Annotated in this window: 20 protein-coding genes; 13 read left to right on the top strand and 7 right to left on the bottom strand. The window is 51.0% G+C overall.

Features of this window, described 5'->3' with window-relative positions:
* Positions 1 to 70 precede the first annotated feature (70 nt).
* The 3 genes from flgA to flgN all read left to right on the top strand — a co-directional run bounded on the left by flgA (position 71) and on the right by flgN (position 1,570).
* On the top strand, positions 71 to 730 hold the full coding sequence (flgA, locus tag M975_RS04810; protein WP_064557738.1) for a flagellar basal body P-ring formation chaperone FlgA: 660 nt from the start codon (positions 71 to 73) through the stop codon (positions 728 to 730).
* Between the two features lie 119 nt (positions 731 to 849).
* Entirely contained in the window at positions 850 to 1,143 is a 294-nt protein-coding gene (flgM, locus tag M975_RS04805; RefSeq protein ID WP_064557737.1) for a flagellar biosynthesis anti-sigma factor FlgM, read from the top strand.
* A gap of 4 nt (positions 1,144 to 1,147) precedes the next feature.
* The gene (flgN, locus tag M975_RS04800; RefSeq protein WP_064557736.1) at positions 1,148 to 1,570 is read left to right on the top strand and encodes a flagella biosynthesis chaperone FlgN; all 423 of its coding nucleotides are present in this window, start codon (positions 1,148 to 1,150) and stop codon (positions 1,568 to 1,570) included.
* Between the two features lie 63 nt (positions 1,571 to 1,633).
* On the opposite strand, the gene M975_RS04795 is transcribed toward flgN, so the two are convergent.
* The 5 genes from M975_RS04795 to rimJ form a co-directional block, all read right to left on the bottom strand.
* Positions 1,634 to 2,119, bottom strand: coding sequence for a cold shock domain-containing protein (locus tag M975_RS04795; protein ID WP_064517874.1), 486 nt, complete (start codon positions 2,117 to 2,119; stop codon positions 1,634 to 1,636).
* Between the two features lie 112 nt (positions 2,120 to 2,231).
* Positions 2,232 to 3,767: a murein biosynthesis integral membrane protein MurJ gene (gene murJ, locus M975_RS04790; protein ID WP_064557735.1), complete on the bottom strand. Its 1,536-nt coding sequence runs from the start codon at positions 3,765 to 3,767 to the stop codon at positions 2,232 to 2,234.
* 118 nt (positions 3,768 to 3,885) lie between these two features.
* Positions 3,886 to 4,809 (bottom strand): Gfo/Idh/MocA family protein, encoded by a 924-nt coding sequence (locus M975_RS04785; protein WP_064557734.1) that lies wholly within the window; start codon positions 4,807 to 4,809, stop codon positions 3,886 to 3,888.
* A 3-nt stretch (positions 4,810 to 4,812) separates the two neighbouring features.
* On the bottom strand, positions 4,813 to 5,469 hold the full coding sequence (locus M975_RS04780) for a YceH family protein (RefSeq protein WP_064557733.1): 657 nt from the start codon (positions 5,467 to 5,469) through the stop codon (positions 4,813 to 4,815).
* Positions 5,470 to 5,478: 9 nt separating this feature from the next.
* Complete coding sequence (gene rimJ / locus M975_RS04775) at positions 5,479 to 6,063, bottom strand: ribosomal protein S5-alanine N-acetyltransferase (protein WP_064557732.1); 585 nt, start codon at positions 6,061 to 6,063, stop codon at positions 5,479 to 5,481.
* 241 nt (positions 6,064 to 6,304) lie between these two features.
* Here rimJ and mdtH point away from each other — a divergent pair, with 241 nt between their 5' ends.
* The 7 genes from mdtH (at position 6,305) to solA (ending at position 12,506) form a co-directional block, all read left to right on the top strand.
* On the top strand, positions 6,305 to 7,513 hold the full coding sequence (gene mdtH / locus M975_RS04770) for a multidrug efflux MFS transporter MdtH (protein WP_064557731.1): 1,209 nt from the start codon (positions 6,305 to 6,307) through the stop codon (positions 7,511 to 7,513).
* Positions 7,514 to 7,624: 111 nt separating this feature from the next.
* Positions 7,625 to 8,272 (top strand): glutaredoxin 2, encoded by a 648-nt coding sequence (gene grxB / locus M975_RS04765; protein WP_064557730.1) that lies wholly within the window; start codon positions 7,625 to 7,627, stop codon positions 8,270 to 8,272.
* A gap of 181 nt (positions 8,273 to 8,453) precedes the next feature.
* A complete protein-coding gene (locus M975_RS04760; protein ID WP_064557729.1) occupies positions 8,454 to 9,014 on the top strand; it encodes a lipoprotein in 561 nt (186 codons plus the stop codon).
* Positions 9,015 to 9,149: 135 nt separating this feature from the next.
* Entirely contained in the window at positions 9,150 to 10,196 is a 1,047-nt protein-coding gene (pyrC, locus tag M975_RS04755) for a dihydroorotase (RefSeq protein ID WP_064557728.1), read from the top strand.
* 201 nt (positions 10,197 to 10,397) lie between these two features.
* Positions 10,398 to 10,643, top strand: coding sequence for a DNA damage-inducible protein I (dinI, locus tag M975_RS04750; RefSeq protein WP_064557727.1), 246 nt, complete (start codon positions 10,398 to 10,400; stop codon positions 10,641 to 10,643).
* Between the two features lie 354 nt (positions 10,644 to 10,997).
* Positions 10,998 to 11,252, top strand: coding sequence for a biofilm formation regulator BssS (gene bssS, locus M975_RS04745; RefSeq protein WP_034456211.1), 255 nt, complete (start codon positions 10,998 to 11,000; stop codon positions 11,250 to 11,252).
* Positions 11,253 to 11,387: 135 nt separating this feature from the next.
* The gene (solA, locus tag M975_RS04740) at positions 11,388 to 12,506 is read left to right on the top strand and encodes an N-methyl-L-tryptophan oxidase (RefSeq protein WP_064557726.1); all 1,119 of its coding nucleotides are present in this window, start codon (positions 11,388 to 11,390) and stop codon (positions 12,504 to 12,506) included.
* A gap of 49 nt (positions 12,507 to 12,555) precedes the next feature.
* Here the strand turns inward: solA and trhO are convergent, their stop codons facing one another.
* Positions 12,556 to 13,605: an oxygen-dependent tRNA uridine(34) hydroxylase TrhO gene (trhO, locus tag M975_RS04735; protein WP_064557725.1), complete on the bottom strand. Its 1,050-nt coding sequence runs from the start codon at positions 13,603 to 13,605 to the stop codon at positions 12,556 to 12,558.
* A 231-nt stretch (positions 13,606 to 13,836) separates the two neighbouring features.
* On the opposite strand from trhO, the gene M975_RS04730 reads away from it, so the two are divergent.
* The 3 genes from M975_RS04730 to M975_RS04720 all read left to right on the top strand — a co-directional run bounded on the left by M975_RS04730 (position 13,837) and on the right by M975_RS04720 (position 16,773).
* Positions 13,837 to 14,757 (top strand): Kdo(2)-lipid IV(A) acyltransferase, encoded by a 921-nt coding sequence (locus tag M975_RS04730; RefSeq protein ID WP_064557724.1) that lies wholly within the window; start codon positions 13,837 to 13,839, stop codon positions 14,755 to 14,757.
* Between the two features lie 155 nt (positions 14,758 to 14,912).
* Positions 14,913 to 16,145, top strand: coding sequence for a multidrug efflux MFS transporter MdtG (gene mdtG, locus M975_RS04725; RefSeq protein WP_064557723.1), 1,233 nt, complete (start codon positions 14,913 to 14,915; stop codon positions 16,143 to 16,145).
* Positions 16,146 to 16,398: 253 nt separating this feature from the next.
* On the top strand, positions 16,399 to 16,773 hold the full coding sequence (locus M975_RS04720; RefSeq protein WP_064557722.1) for a MysB family protein: 375 nt from the start codon (positions 16,399 to 16,401) through the stop codon (positions 16,771 to 16,773).
* Positions 16,774 to 16,776: 3 nt separating this feature from the next.
* On the opposite strand, the gene M975_RS04715 is transcribed toward M975_RS04720, so the two are convergent.
* A complete protein-coding gene (locus M975_RS04715; RefSeq protein WP_374941789.1) occupies positions 16,777 to 16,995 on the bottom strand; it encodes a YceK/YidQ family lipoprotein in 219 nt (72 codons plus the stop codon).
* Positions 16,996 to 17,052 lie beyond the last annotated feature (57 nt).

Genomic DNA, 17,052 nt, shown 5'->3' with positions numbered 1-17,052 from the left:
TCGCTATTTGTCGCCTTGATCAATTCCGTGTGCGGTTAAAATCACTGCAACCTGAACAAGGAGAGACGTCATGAACGGCCTGAAAACCTGGAGCACGATTGCGCTTTTACTGGCATGCCAACCGGCATTCGCCAGTATTCTGGATGCACCTTTGAGCCAGTTTTTTCAGCAGCGTCTGGCGGGAATAAGCGATGAAGTAGCGGTAAAGGTGAAAACCCCCGATGCGCAATTACCCTCCTGCCCACTTCCCGATTTTTCTATGCCGGGTAATGGTCGCCTGTGGGGAACCGTGAGCGTGTTAGCGCGATGCGGGAATGACAAACGCTTTATTCAGGCTGAAGTGCAGGCGACAGGGAATTACGTGGTTGCAGCACAGGCGCTACCGCGTGGCAGCGTGATGAATGAAAGTCAGGTACAACTTAAGCGCGGGCGGCTGGATCAACTCCCTCCGCGCGCCATGTTGGATATCCGCCAGGCAAACGATGCGGTCACACTGCGCGATATCGCTCCTGGCCAGCCCATTATGCTGTCAATGGTGCGCCAGTCATGGCGAGTCAAAGCCGGGCAGCGGGTACAGGTGGTTGCGGCAGGCGAAGGTTTTAGTGTCAACAGTGAAGGCAAAGCACTCAACAATGCGGCTGTTGCGCAGAATGCTCGGGTGCGAATGGATTCTGGTCAAGTAGTGAGCGGAACAGTCGACGTTGATGGGAATATTCTGATTAGCTTATAATATTCAACTGGCGATTAAGAAGGCTATAAAGAATCTGCGGCAACTGCCGATAGTGTGTTAACAGATGATAGATATTGGCAGGCTCAAATGCTGCGAGCCCCCTCGATGAGGATAAAATAATGAGCATTGATCGCACTTCTCCTTTAAAGCCGGTGAGTACCGTACAACCGCGTGAAACGCCAGAAGCTCCGATTCAAAAGAGCCGTCTGGAAAAAAGCACGACCCCAAACAGCACCAATGTGACACTCAGCGACGCGCAGGCTAAGTTAATTCAGCCGGGCAGCGGTGATATTAATATGGAACGCGTTGAAGCACTCAAAACGGCGATCCGCAACGGTGAGCTTAAAATGGATACCGGCAAAATCGCCGATGCGTTAATCCAGGAAGCTCAAAGCTCTATCTCGAGTAATTAATTGCATGAATCGTCTGTTAGAAGTGATGGATCAAATGACTGTGGTGCTCAACTCTCTTAAAGAGGTGATGGACGCCGAGCAGCAACAATTATCCGCAGGCCATGTTAATGGCAGTGCGTTGCAGCGCATTACTGAAGATAAAAGCTCGCTACTTGCGACGCTGGATTATCTCGAACAGCTTCGCCGTGACGCACAAAAAGTTGAAAATACAGGCAGCACGGATATTAGCCAGCGTTGGCAGACGATTACGCAGAAAACGCAGCATTTACGTGATATCAACCAGCATAACGGTTGGTTATTAGAGGATCAGTTAGCGCGTAATGAACAAGCGCTAGCGGTACTCAAGCCGCATCAGGAACCGAATCTATACGGTGCTGACGGGCAAGCGACGACGGTGAGTCGTGGCGGAAAGAAGATTACGATTTAAGTCAGATACAATTTTAAATCAGAAAGAATAAGGGCGGTTTCAAAGCACCGCCCTGGTAACGCGTTAAAGACCCTTCAGAATCTTCATTGTCGCTTCTACATCAATCTCATCTTCCGAAAAGATTAACGTCGTGCCCTGGAACGTGGTCACTGCCAGCTTTTTCAAGGTACGCATCTGACCCTGTTTCGGGTCAACCTTCGGACGAATGCTATTCATCAATGCGCCCACAGACAGCACCGCATTCTCTTTATCAATCTTGGTTTCGGCAGGCACTTCTTCGCTGTAAACCAGGAAGGATTTAATCGAGGTGATTTTCATGCGCTCGCCTGCGATATAAATGTACTTGCTGTCTGGTTCAACCTTCACAGAAAATGCCGACAGGCCTTTGTTGTTCGTCGTTGGCTCGAAAGTGACTGAAGCATCTTTCTTAATCAGTTCAGGGTTGGCGACCTTAATCACATGAAAATAACGATTGTCACCGTTTTCATCTTTGATAAAACCGAAACCTTTATCTTCAAACCAGGTTGTGATTGTCCCGTGCATCGCTATTACCGCCTAATTAATCATTCAATAAGTCAAATTTTGCAGCGCGCAGTTTAATGCAGAATGCGCGTGCCGACTATGTCTTTGGCACATGTCGGCACGATAAATTGCCATCTCGCTACAGAGTGCGTCGGGCAAAATCTTTCACTCTGAAACCGAGGACCGTGAGTGTTGCGAAGTAAGCCGCGATACCCGCCGCAACTACGGCCATTAAGCGCAGTATACGATACGGCATGGTTCCCAGATCCCAGGCCGGCATAATGTGCATCATGCCAACCAACACCGCCGCCATCACAATCACGCCCGCAAACAAACGCCAGAGGAATGCGCCCCAACCCGCTTGCGGCTGGAAAATGTCCTGTTTACGCAATTGCCAGTATAGCAGGCTGGCATTCAGGCAAGCCCCGAGGCCAATGGACAGCGAAAGCCCGGCATGCTTGAGCGGGCCAATAAACGCAAGGTTCATAACCTGAGTCAAAATTAGCGTCACGATGGCGATTTTAACCGGGGTTTTAATGTCCTGGCGCGAATAGAAACCGGGAGCCAACACCTTCACCACAATCAGTCCCATCAACCCGACCGAATAAGCCACCAGCGCACGTTGCGTCATGAGCGCATCGAAAGCGGTGAACTTACCGTACTGGAACAGGGAAACAGTGAGCGGTTTTGCGAGAATACCCAACGCCACGGCACTTGGCAGCGCCAGCAGGAAACATAAACGCAACCCCCAGTCCATCAGGCGCGAATATTCGTCATGATTACCACTGGCGAAACTTTTTGCCAGTGATGGCAGCAAAATTGTCCCCAGCGCAACACCAAGCACCCCGGATGGGAACTCCATCAGACGGTCGGCGTAGTACATCCAGGAAACTGAACCGGAAGCGAGGAATGAGGCAAAAATGGTGTTGATGATTAATGAGATCTGACTGACGGACACACCAAGAATCGCCGGCCCCATCTGCTTGATCACCCGCATCGCCCCTGCATCTTTCAGGTTCACGCGCGGTAAAACCAGCATGCCAATCTTTTTCAGATGCGGTAATTGATACGCCAGCTGCAACACGCCGCCAACGGTTACCGCCCAGGCCAACGCCAGAATCGGCGGGTTAAAATGCGGTGCGGCAAACAACGCAAAGCCAATCATGCTGAGGTTTAAGAATGTCGGGGCAAACGCCGGAACAGAGAAACGGTTCCAGGTATTCAGAATCGCTCCACATAGCGAGGCCAGCGAAATCAGGAAAATATACGGGAATGTTATCCGCAGCAGACTGGAAGTCAGCGCGAATTTATCAGCGGTATCGGCAAAACCCGGTGCGGTAACCAGAATCACCCAGGGTGCCGCAATCATCCCAATGACGGTGACAACCGCCAGCGCAAGCGTCAGCAGACCGGAAACATACGAGACAAATACGCGAGTCGCATCTTCACCCTGCTTACTTTTGTATTCAGCAAGAATCGGGACAAACGCCTGCGAGAAAGCACCTTCAGCGAAAATACGGCGCAAAAGGTTCGGTAATTTAAATGCCACAAAAAAGGCATCCGTCGCCATTCCTGCCCCAAAAACCCTTGCCACAATGGCATCACGTGCAAATCCGAGCACGCGAGAAAACATCGTCATCGAGCTGACGGCGGCCAGCGATTTTAATAGATTCATTTATTATATGGTTCCACAAACATCAACGCCTGCAAGGCAGGCGTTGTTAAGGGGCATTTCGTTCAGGCGCTTAGTCTACCGATACCCAGCCGAATTACTACTATCAGATGTTACCGCGTTATTCGCTCATGGCTTCGCGCCACAATTTCTCAACCACGCGCTGGGCCATCAATGCCTGCTCACCTGCGGTTTCAGGAACTGTCTGATTTGCCACACAATCAAGAAAATGACGCGCACAACCGACAAAACCACGCTGTTCGAGTGTGGTTTGCCAGCCTGGAATGGGGCGATTAACCACACCACTGCCACACTCTTCGCGCCATTCGCGCATATCAGTCACGTCGTATAAACCGCCGTCAGTCACGCCCTGCACCCATTCGCGCTGGCTACCGGCACGGCGATGCATGCTGGTGGTAATTTGTAGGTTGCCACTGGCAAAGTGATGCTCAGCAAATAACATTTGGCCCTGGTCGTTAGTCAACAACGTGCCGCTTTGTAATTGCGCTTCGCCGCCACCCAGCCACAGTGCGGTATCAACCACATGCAGATAATCATCAAGCAACGTAAAACGCAGATCGTTTGGCCCGACGCTATCGGCACGGTGTTTGTCCATACGCACCGAGGCACCATTGGCCAGTTTCGCTTTCAAGTCCTGATACAACGGGGAAAAGCGGCGGTTAAAGCCGACCATCAACGTCCGTTTGTTACGATGAGCCATTTCCACTAAACGTTCAGCGTCGGCCAGATTTTCAGCCAGCGGTTTATCGACACACACATTGACGCCTGCCTGCAATAACTCGCTGACTACGGCGTAATGGCTGCTGGTCGCGCTGTGAACAAACACGGCATCACACTGCGCCGCCAGTTCAGCAATAGAAGGAATATAGGGGATACGCCAGGTATCACAGACTTTCTGCGCTTTCACCTGTGTTGGGGAAAACGCCCCCTGAAGCGTCCAGTCGCTGGAAGCACCCAAAACAGGCAACCATGCTTTTTGGGCAATGCCCCCTAAACCGACAACACCTACGCGAAGTTTAGTCATCAATTAATCTCCGAGATGAGCGAGCAGTGAATCCAGGCGCTGCTTAAGATCGGCAACTTCATTTTCGAGCTGTTCGACACGCGCCGTTAAATCACCAGCAGGGGCAATGCTGCTTTCTGATGCTGATGCTGCAACCTGCGACGCATCAACATCGCCGCTGAAAAGATGCATATAGCGGCTTTCACGTTTGCCAGGTTCACGTGGTAAGCGCACCACAAACGGGCCATCTTCGCGATTGGCAAGATTTTCCAGCGTCGCTTCTACCTGCGCCATATCGCTGAACTCAAACATTCTTCCGGAACGCGTCCGCAATTCGCCTGGCGTTTGCGCCCCACGCAGCAGCAACGCGGTAACCACCGCAACTTCGGCCGCCGAAAGTTTAAGATCGCCAAACTCAGAATTGCAGAAACGTTGTTCGTATTTAGTCACCCGATTGCCAAAGCCGCTGACGGTACGCAAAAAGTGGCGTTTGACCAGCAAATCCAGCGTTTCCTGAACGTCATACTCTTTCAGATCCATCACCGGTTCGCGGTTGGTTTTCTGATTGCACGCCGTCACGACACCGTTGACCGACATAGGGTATTGTTCGGGTGTGGTCACCTGTTTTTCCATCAGACTACCCACCACTCGCGCTTCAACCGCAGTTAACTGATATTTCATTTTTCGTCCTTAACGGCCAGGGATCCATTCTTTGGTGGTCAGCGCGGTCAAAACATGATCCCGCCAGACACCATCAATCAATAAATACTCTTTGGCATAGCCTTCTTTTTCAAAACCAAGGCGCGCGAGAAGGTCACCGCTACGCTGGTTATGCGGCATGTAGTTCGCCATGATGCGATGGATATGCTGGCTACGCTGCATATAACGGATTGCCGTGGTCAGCGCTTCAAACATCAACCCCTGCCCCTGCCATTTTTCGCCAAGGGAGTAGCCCAGATAGCAGGCATGGAATGATCCGCGCACCACATTGGAGAAATTGGCGACGCCAAGGATCTCTTTCTCTTCCGGGTCGAGCAGCGCAAAGTAATAAGCACTGCCGGTCTTATGCATTTCACCAATCATACCCAGCCGCGCCTGCCAACCAGACGGGTAGCAATGGCTGTCATCACGAATCGGCTCCCAGGGTTTCAGGAACTGGCGGTTCTCGGCGTAATAATCTGCCAGGCGCCAGGCATCGCGTTCATACACCAGACGCACCACCAGGCGGTCTGTTACTAAGCGCACTTTCGGCACGTTACTGCGGTAGCCAAACATGTTCACCCTACTCCTCACATCCCACGTTTTTCTGAGCCAACGTAATTACTATACCTGCCCCTTGCGGCGGAAGGAAAACAACAACATGCAGATTTTTCATCAGCTCATACTTTTTTCGATTAATGCGTTCAATCAAAGCACCGGATTGATAAAAAAATATTGTCGCATGCCTCCCTGTCAAAAAACCTGAGAGCAGTGGAGAATAGAGACTTGTCACACTTTTAAGTTCCCTGGAGGGGAGATGTCACGGGTCGCGCAGGCCAGGAGCCTGGGTAAATACTTCTTATTGCTCGATAACATGTTAGTTGTATTAGGCTTCTTCGTGGTTTTCCCTCTTATTTCCATTCGCTTTGTCGACCAAATGGGTTGGGCGGCGTTAATGGTCGGTATCGCGCTGGGCCTGCGGCAACTCACTCAACAAGGGCTGGGGATTTTTGGCGGAGCCATCGCTGACCGACTGGGCGCCAAGCCAATGATTGTCACCGGAATGCTGTTGCGCGCCGTCGGGTTTGCACTTATGGGCATCGCCCACGAACCCTGGGTGCTGTGGTTATCATGTTTTATTTCCGGTATCGGCGGCACGTTGTTCGACCCGCCGCGCGCAGCCCTGGTGGTAAAACTGGTGCGCCCACATCAACGTGGCCGTTTCTTCTCTATTTTGATGATGCAAGACAGCGCCGGCGCCGTCATTGGTGCGCTGCTCGGCAGTTGGTTGCTGCAATATGATTTTCGTCTGGTGTGCGGCGCGGGCGCGGTGATGTTTGTGATTTGCGCCATCGTCAATGCCTGGCTGTTACCTGCATATAAACTGTCTACCATTCGCACGCCAATGCGTGAAGGGATGGGCCGCGTGCTGCGCGACAAACGTTTTGTCACCTATGTGCTGACGCTGGCCGGGTATTACATGCTGGCAGTTCAGGTGATGTTGATGCTGCCGATTATGGTCAACGAAATTGCCGGGACGCCTGCTGCGGTGAAGTGGATGTATGCCATTGAAGCGGCACTCTCATTAACGCTGCTCTACCCGATTGCCCGCTGGAGCGAAAAGCGCTTCCGCCTGGAGCAGCGTCTGATGGCAGGTTTGTTCCTGATGTCCCTTGCCATGTTGCCGATGGGACTGGCTGGCAACCTCCAGCAACTGTTTACCCTGATTTGCGTGTTTTATGTCGGTTCAATCATTGCTGAACCGGCCCGTGAAACGCTGGGAGCTTCACTCGCCGATTCCCGTGCGCGTGGCAGTTACATGGGATTCAGCCGTTTGGGCCTGGCGATTGGCGGTGCATTCGGTTATGCCGGCGGCGGCTGGCTGTTTGACGCCGGGAAAAGCATCAACCAGCCGGAACTTCCCTGGGTGATGTTAGGGATTATTGGCTTCATCACGCTTATCGCCTTGTGGTGGCAATTCAGCCCGAAACCCATCGAGCCCTCAATGCTTGAGCCAGGTAACTAGTTTGCGACACTCACTTTTCTGCTCCATACTCAAAAGTTAACGGATGTTGTCCGATAATAAGAGCCTTTCCCCACAGACCCTTGGGCCAGGCTCTCAATATGGAGGAGTAACATGAAGCTTTATATCTATGATCACTGCCCTTTCTGCCTAAAAGCGCGCATGATTTTTGGCTTAAAGAATATCCCCGTTGAACTGGTCGTTTTACTCAACGACGATGAAGCAACCCCGACGAAAATGATTGGCAAAAAAATGGCGCCAATCCTGCAAAAAGATGACAGTCGCTACCTGCCTGAAAGCATGGATATCGTGCACTATGTCGACAAACTTGATGGTGAACCTCTGCTGACGGGTGCGGCTAACGCGGCTATCAGCGACTGGTTACGCCACGTAAATAGCTATGTCCAACAACTGTTATTACCGCGTATCGCGAAAGCGCCTTTTGATGAGTTTGCCACCCCAGCGGCCAGGGCTTACTTCACGCAGAAGAAAGAGGCGATGATTGGCTCGTTTGCCGACCACCTCACGCATTCCCCGGGCCTGACCAAAAAAATCAGCGATGACTTACGTAAGCTCGATAAACTTATCGTACAACCGAATGCCGTTAACGGTGAGCTTTCTGATGATGATATTCACCTCTTCCCGCTGCTGCGTAACCTGACACTGGTTGCCGGGATTGACTGGCCGAGTCGTGTTGCCGCCTACCGCGATAACATGGCCAAGCAGACGCAAATCAATCTGCTGTCATCCCACGCTGTTTAGTATTTTGTCCGAACGCCCTGAATAATTCGCGTTGCAGGAACACAGTGACTCAGTGCGCCAACACACCTGCAATGCGAATAATGACGGATATTTCATCCTTTTCCTGTAGCACTGCTTGCGCTGGTACGTCATGATACTTTGTGTCAGGATCTGTGACCGACGCAGCATGTTAAGGAAATCCATGAAAAAAATAGTATTAGCTGCAGCCTTGATGCTCAGCGGTTTAGTGGTGGGTTGTAACCAGCTAACGCAGTACACCGTTAGCGAACAGGAGATCAACCAGGCGCTGCACAAACGTAATAACTTCTCTAAAGACATTGGCCTGCCAGGCGTTGCCGATGCCCATATTGTTTTGACTAATTTAGCCAGTGCGATTGGCCGTGAAGAACCGAATAAAATCACGCTGACCGGTGATGCCAAACTGGATATGACGTCTCTGTTTGGCAACCAGAAAGCTAACATCAAGCTGAAACTTAAGGCCCTGCCGACGTTTAACAAAGAGCAAGGTGCTATCTATCTGCAAGAGATGGAAGTGGTAGACGCAACGGTTGAGCCTGAAAAAATGCAGACCATTGTGCAGACCATCATTCCTTATCTGAACCAGTCTCTGCGTAATTATTTCAACCAGCAGCCTGCTTATGTTTTAAACGAAGACAATAGCGCGGGTGAAAAAATGGCGAAGAAATATGCCAAAGGGATTGAAATAAAACCGGGCGAAATCATTATTCCTTTCACTGAGTAAGCACTCAATATTTTGGGGAGGTCACGCCTCCCCAAAGAAAATCTCAACGAAAATGGTGCAAAGCGAAACGTTTGCGCATATCCTTAGTGCCCGGCATAAATCACCGTTTTTTCCTTCCTACGCCGGAGCACTTTCATGACCGTATTACCTCAGGTATTAAAAATTCGCCGCCCAGACGACTGGCATGTTCACCTTCGTGATGGTGATATGTTAAAAACGGTGGTGCCTTATACCAGCGAAATTTATGGTCGCGCGATTGTGATGCCAAACCTGGCGCCGCCAGTGACAACGGTTGAAGCCGCCATTGCTTATCGCCAGCGTATTCTCGAAGCCGTGCCACAAGGGCATAGTTTTGAGCCTTTGATGACCTGCTACCTGACCGACTCTCTGGACCCGAATGAAGTTGAACGCGGGTTTAACGAAGGCGTCTTTACCGCAGCAAAACTCTACCCGGCAAACGCAACAACCAACTCAAGCCATGGCGTGACCAGCACCGCCGCAATCTTACCTGTGCTTGAGCGTATGCAAAAAATCGGCATGCCGCTGCTTATTCACGGTGAAGTGACTCACGCAGACATTGATATTTTTGACCGTGAAGCGCGCTTTATCGAAACCGTCATGGAACCACTGCGCCAACAACTGCCGGAACTGAAAGTGGTGTTTGAACACATCACCACCAAAGACGCCGCACAGTATGTGAAGGAAGGTAACTCCCTGTTAGGCGCAACCATCACGCCGCAACACCTGATGTTTAACCGCAACCATATGCTGGTTGGCGGTGTGCGCCCTCACCTGTACTGCCTGCCGATTTTGAAACGCAGCATTCACCAGGAAGCTTTACGTGAACTGGTTGCCAGCGGTTGCGACCGTGTGTTCCTCGGCACCGACTCCGCACCACATGCGCGCCATCGTAAAGAAGCAAGCTGTGGCTGTGCGGGCTGCTTTAACGCGCCATCGGCCCTTGGTGCTTACGCAACCGTGTTTGAAGAGATGAATGCGATGCAACACTTTGAGGCGTTCACCTCCCTCAACGGCCCGCGTTTCTATGGTTTACCTGTGAATGAAGAAACCATCGAACTGGTACGCACGCCGGTTCAGATGCCTGAAATTATCGAAACCAGTGACGACAGCATTGTGCCGTTCCTGGCCGGTGAACATGTGAGCTGGTCAGTTAAAAAATAATTCTTTTAACGCCCCCTGTTGCATAGCCAACAATATGACTGTATAAATATCCAGTATATTATTAACCCTAAATAATTCCAGTTGCATCGCGGCGGCAAGAGAACGAATCCCGATGAGCTTACATAGGTAAGTGACTCGGGTGAGTGAACGCAGCCAACAAAGGGGCAACTTGAAGTATGACGGGTTCTACAGGGGGCTGTTATGCGTATTGAAGTCACTATTGCCAAAACCACATCTCTGCCGCCAGGCGCGATTGATGCGCTTGCCAACGAACTCTCACGCCGTATTACTCAACATTATCCTGAAAATGTTAACCACGTTCAGGTGCGTTATGCTGCTGCTAATAACCTTTCGGTGTTAGGGGCTAGCAAAGAAGATCGCGACCGCATTAGCGAAATATTACAAGAGACCTGGGAAAGCGCTGACGACTGGTTTGCTGCTGATTAAAACTCATCATGGAAGGTGATCGGCTTAGTATCGAGTCGCTGCTCATTTCTGATAAATAATTCCCTCGTTGTTTATTTTTATGCCGGGTGTCGCCATCCGGTTTTTTTAATTGCCTGCATTTCACTCCTTAAATTATTTCCCACTAACCCTCAATACTCAGAATGTCCTGATTCAATAAAGAATAAGCTGCCGATTTATTGTCCAATTAAACACGTTTATGTAAAAAAAGTGTTGCAGGGTATTTATTTATCCGTCGAAATAGCTTAATCATTGATATACTTAACTGGCTTCACATTAAACAAGCATTAAACCTCACGAACCGTTGTCTTAAACACACGTATAAAAGGGGTTATGATGGAAAAAAATAGTGATGTTATCCAGACCCATCCCCTTATCGGATGGGACATCAGCACCGTTGATAGCTACGATGCGCTGATGCTTCGCCTGCACTACCTGACCTCGAATACGCAAAAGCACGACGAAACTGAAATCGGTCAAACTTTATGGCTGACCACGGATGTTGCCCGGCAATTTATTTCTATTTTAGAAGCCGGGATTGCTAAGATTGAATCCAGTGATTACCAGGTAAACGATTATCGTAAGCATTGATTTTCGATGCTACCCAAATAACGCAAGGCACCGTAGAGGTGCCTTTTTTATTACTCAGGCCGCGCTCAATTGCCAGTCGGCCGAGAATTAATTAACCTGCTATTTACTTTTTGCCAGACAGAAGAGAGAAGCATCATGCATTATGACCTTATCATCGTCGGTAGTGGTTCTGTCGGCGCGGCCGCCGGGTGCTATGCCACTCACTCCGGCCTGAACGTTCTCATGATTGACAGCAACCATCCTCCCCACCAGCAAGGCAGCCACCATGGCGATACTCGCCTGATGCGCCACGCTTATGGCGAGGGGGAAAAGTATGTGCCACTGGTTTTGCGTGCTCAGGCACTTTGGGATGCGTTACAGGAAATCAGCGGCGAGAAACTCTTTCATCGCACCGGGGTGATTAACCTCGGCCCCGCAGATTCAGCGTTTATTTCGACGGTACAAAGCAGCGCACAAACCTGGTCACTGCCGCTTGAAACACTGACAGCGCAAGAAGTGATGACTCGTTGGCCCCAGCTTACCGTTCCGGAAAATTACCTTGGTCTGTTTGAGCCTGATTCCGGCGTGCTGCGCAGCGAAATCGCCGTAGAGACTTATATTCGTCTGGCAAACCAGGGGGGATGTGCACAGCTGTTTAATTGCCCGGTGACGGATATCCGCCATACGGCAGACGGCGTAGCTGTGGTCACGCCTGAAGGCGAATTTACCGCCGATAAGCTATTGGTCAGCGCCGGAACCTGGGTCACGAAACTGTTGCCAGAACTGCCTGTTACCCCGGTGCGTAAAATATTTAGCTGGCATCAGGCTGATGGGCGCTATAGCGAGAAAAACAATTTCCCGGCGTTCACCGCGCAATTGCCCGATGGTAGCCAGTATTATGGTTTCCCGGCCGGTGAAGATAATGAATTGAAGCTCGGCAAGCATAACGGCGGGCAAACCATTTCTGAGCCACATCAGCGCAAGCCGTTCGGCGCTATCGCCACCGATGGCAGTGAAGTGTTCAGTTTCTTACGCCAGGTGATGCCGGGCGTGGGTGTCTGCATGCACGGTGCGGCCTGCACTTACGATATGTCGCCAGATGAAGATTTTATAATTGATACCCTACCAGGCCATGACAATACGCTGGTGATCACCGGACTGAGTGGGCATGGGTTTAAATTTGCATCGGTACTGGGGGAGATTGCCTGCAAATTCGCACTGGGCAATGAGCCTGGCTTTGACCTGACGCCATTCTCGCTTTCGCGGTTTAAATAAAATCACGTTGTGTCGGGTGGATTAGCGTAAGCGACATCCACCCGAAAAGTTACTCGGGATCGGGGATCCCCAACGTGGTATTGAGCGCACCACGCGATTTATTGAAGATCTTGTTACCGTTTTCGCGACCAGCACGACGACGGCGCTGTTCTTCTGGTGACAGCGCCAGCTCCTCGCGACAAATCTCGCTGCAACAACCAGCAAATTTCTCAGCACAGCTCGGGCACTGAATAAACAGCAAATGGCAGCCGTCATTTTTGCAGTTTGTGTGGCTGTCACATGACGTGCCGCACTGGTGGCAATGGGCAATCACATCATCAGAAATTCGCTCGCCCATACGCTCATCAAAAACAAAGTTTTTACCGACAAAACGCACCGGTATCCCTTGCTCACGCGCACGTCTGGCGTACTCGATAATCCCGCCTTCAATGTGGTAAACGTTTTTAAAACCGTTGTGCAGCATCCAGGCACTGGCTTTCTCACAACGAATGCCGCCAGTGCAATACATGACAATCTTCTTGTCTTTGTCATCCTGGAGCATGTCTACCGCTTTGGGTAACTGCTCACGGAAAGTATCCGCCGGGATCTCCAGCGCATCGTGGAAATGGCCCACTTCGTATTCGTAGTGGTTACGCATGTCGATAAACACCGCTTCCGGGTCGTCGAGCATCGCGTTAACGTCAGCGGCCTTGAGATACGAGCCAACGTTGCTGGCGTCGAATGATGGGTCATCAATCCCGTCAGCCACGATACGGTCACGCACTTTCATGCGCAGCACCCAAAACGACTTGCCGTCATCTTCAAGCGCAATGTTCAGACGCACGCCATTGAGCGCAGGGTGAAAACCGTAAAGCGTTTCACGGAACGCATCTACCCGGCTTTGCGGCACACTGATTTGCGCGTTAATCCCTTCATGTGCGAGATAGACACGGCCAAACACATTCAGCGCGATAAACGCCTGATAAAGCGCGTCACGCGTCTTCTGAGCTTCTTCAATGGTGAAATACTTATAGAATGAGATAGTTGTGCGTGGCTCTTCTTCAGCCAACATACGCGCACGCAGTTCATCATTCGATATACGGTTGTGTAACACTGGCATGGTGTTCGCTCGCTATCGTTGATAAGAAAAAAGTGGGCGGCATCATAAAGCAATTATCGTTAATTTACATCCCTGCATTTTGCGCTACATTTCCTTCATCAACCTTTATCACAAGCAACAACTGATGATTTATCAGTCACTCCGCTGCTGTTAATTTTGGCTGACCCGCAAAAAGTGTCACAATAGTCCTACTCAAGAAGATCCGGCATTTGCCGTCACTATAGGTTTTACATGACGAACTTACCGCAATTCTCGCGCGCACTGCTTCACCCCCGCTATTGGGGAATTTGGTTTGGGATTGGCTTACTCTACCTAATTACTCTTCTCCCTTACCCTGTGATTTATCGACTTGGCCGTGGCCTTGGCCAACTCGCCAGGCGCTTTATGAAACGCCGCGTCAGAATTACACGCCGCAATCTTGAACTCGCCTTCCCCCACAAAACCGCAGAAGAGCGCGAGTATTATCTGGAAAAAAACTTTGAGTCCGTCGGCCTTGGCCTGATGGAGACTGGCATCGCCTGGTTCTGGCCAACATCGCGTATCCAACGCTGGTGTGACGTCAGCGGCGTTGAGCAAATTCACGCGGTACAAGCAGCCAAACGCGGCGTACTGTTGATTGGTATTCACTTCCTGACGCTTGAGTTAGGCGCACGCATGTTTGGCATGAATACCCCTGGCATCGGCGTTTACCGCCCGAACGACAACCCCCTGCTGGACTGGCTGCAAACCTGGGGCCGCATGCGTTCAAACAAAAGCATGATCGACCGTAAAGATATTAAAGGCATGATCCGGGCGCTGAAAAAGGGTGAAATCATCTGGTATGCACCAGACCATGACTATGGCCCGCGCAGCAGTGTTTTTGTGCCATTCTTTGGCGTTGATCAGGCGGCGACAACCACCGGTACCTACACGCTGGCACGCATGTCAGGTGCAGCCATTGTCCCGATGGTGCCGCGCCGCAAGCCAGACGGTAAAGGTTACGAGCTGATTATTCTGCCCGCTGAGTTTTCGCCACCGCTGGATACACCGGAAGGCACTGCGTTGTGGATGAATAAAATTATCGAGCAGTGCATTATGATGGCTCCGGAGCAATATATGTGGCTGCATCGCCGCTTTAAAACTCGCCCTGAAGGCGTGCCTCCACGCTACTAACCCCACTATTCGATTCAGTCATAGGGTGACGCTAAGTTGCCCTAAATCGTTCTAAACCAGGGTTTCAGAAACGTTGCCTCCCCGGCGCTTACAGGCGCATAATTAGCAAGGTAATAATTCACCCGCACATCTTCTTTGTACCGAACTGGAGTTTTATGACTCTCCCTGAGAGCACTAGCACTATTAACTGGAAACGAAACCTCACCGTCGCATGGCTTGGATGTTTTCTTACCGGTGTCGCATTTAGCCTGGTCATGCCTTTCCTTCCGCTCTATGTCGAATACCTTGGCGTGACCGGCCACAGTGCTCTGAACATGTGGTCCGGTATCGTTTTCAGCATTACCTTTTTGTTCTCAGCGATTGCATCACCTTTCTGGGGCGGGCTTGCCGACCGCAAAGGCCGCAAAATCATGCTGCTGCGTTCCGCGCTAGGGATGTCCATCGTGATGGTGCTGATGGGCTTTGCGAGCAATATCTGGCAGTTTCTGGCGCTTCGCGCACTGCTAGGCTTGTTGGGTGGGTTTGTGCCCAACGCCAACGCACTGATAGCCACGCAGGTCCCACGCCATAAAAGTGGCTGGGCTCTGGGCACATTATCAACGGGTGGTGTAAGTGGTGCGCTTCTCGGGCCGATGATCGGTGGTTTTCTGGCGGATACTTACGGCTTGCGCCCGGTGTTTTTCATCACCGCAGCCGTTTTGTTTACCTGCTTTGTCTTTACGCTTTTCTGTATTCGCGAACAATTCACCCCTGTGAACAAAAAAGACATGCTGCACGCACGCCAGGTGTTCACTTCACTTAAAAACCCCAAACTGGTGTTGAGCCTGTTTGTCACCACCATGATTATTCAGGTCGCGACCGGTTCGATTGCGCCGATTCTGACGCTCTACGTGCGCGAACTGGCGGGTAATGTCAGCAATCTGGCGTTTATCAGCGGCATGATAGCTTCTGTTCCTGGTGTGGCCGCTCTGATTAGCGCACCGCGGCTGGGTAAATTGGGGGACCGCATTGGGCCGGAGAGAATTTTAATCTGCGCACTGGTTATTTCAGTGCTGCTACTGATCCCGATGTCGATGGTACAAACGCCCATGCAACTCGGTGTACTCCGCTTCCTGCTCGGCGCGGCCGATGGTGCGTTGCTGCCTGCCGTTCAAACGCTGCTGGTCTATAACTCCAGCAACCAGATTGCCGGGCGTATCTTTAGTTACAACCAATCTTTCCGTGATATTGGCAACGTCACCGGCCCGTTAGTTGGGGCGGCAGTCTCAGCCAGTTACGGCTTCCGCACGGTGTTTTTAGTCACCGCCTGTGTCGTACTGTTTAACGCGCTTTACTCATGGATTACCCTGCGCCGCCCCATCGCTCGTACCCGTATTTTGGAAGAGTAACTCTCAAATCCTCTAACCCTCTAATCCTCTAATCCTCTAAGTAATTCGAGTTGAATCACGGCGGCAAGTGAAAGAATCCCCAAGAGCTTACTAAAGTAAGTGACTGGGGTGAGTGAACGCAGCCAACAAAGAGACAACTCGAAGTACGACGAGGATTAAATCTCATACTTGCAACTTTGCGAAGAGCGTCAACAATTAACTTGAAATTGCACCGGAGCGCGTGCTCCCTGACCTGTAACAAAAGGAGATGAGTATGAGTCTATACGCAACGCTGGAAGAGGCCATTGACGCTGCACGCGAGCTTTTCCTTGTAGATAACCCCGAGCTTGAAGAAGAGAGTGCCAGTGTTCAGCAACTGAACATTCAGAAGTACATTCTTCAGGATGGCGACATCATGTGGCAAGCCGAGTTCTTTGCGGATGACAGCGAAGATGGCGAATGTTTCCCGATGCTGAGCGGTGAGGCGGCACAAAGCGTGTTTGATGGTGACTTTGATGAAATCGAGTTACGTCAGGAATGGATCGAAGAAAACACGTTACATGAGTGGGACGAAGGTGAATTTCAACTCGAGCCGCCGCTGGATACCGAGGAAGGGCAGACTGCGGCTGATGAATGGGATGAACGTTAACGCTTATTCATAGGGCCCGTGGCTGGCATCAATGGGCAGCAACAGGGTGTCGAATACCAGTGAAAACGGCAAATCGAGTACCGTGATATAACGCCAGGCGCTATCACGTACATCCCACTGCACACCGGGGTAATACTGGTTACCATGTCCCTGCCCCGGTACTGCACGGCTGATAATACTGCCACAGCCACTCAATACGCAGGCTATCATTATCACGACTATTGCTCTTAACACATTTTCTCTCCTGTCATTTCCGGCCAGAGTATAACCATCCGTCTC

This window comes from Buttiauxella brennerae ATCC 51605 (assembly GCF_001654925.1).
Classification (GTDB): domain Bacteria; phylum Pseudomonadota; class Gammaproteobacteria; order Enterobacterales; family Enterobacteriaceae; genus Buttiauxella; species Buttiauxella brennerae.
Note: the sequence above shows the minus strand (reverse complement) of the source record. Positions and strands in the feature narration are given on the sequence as shown.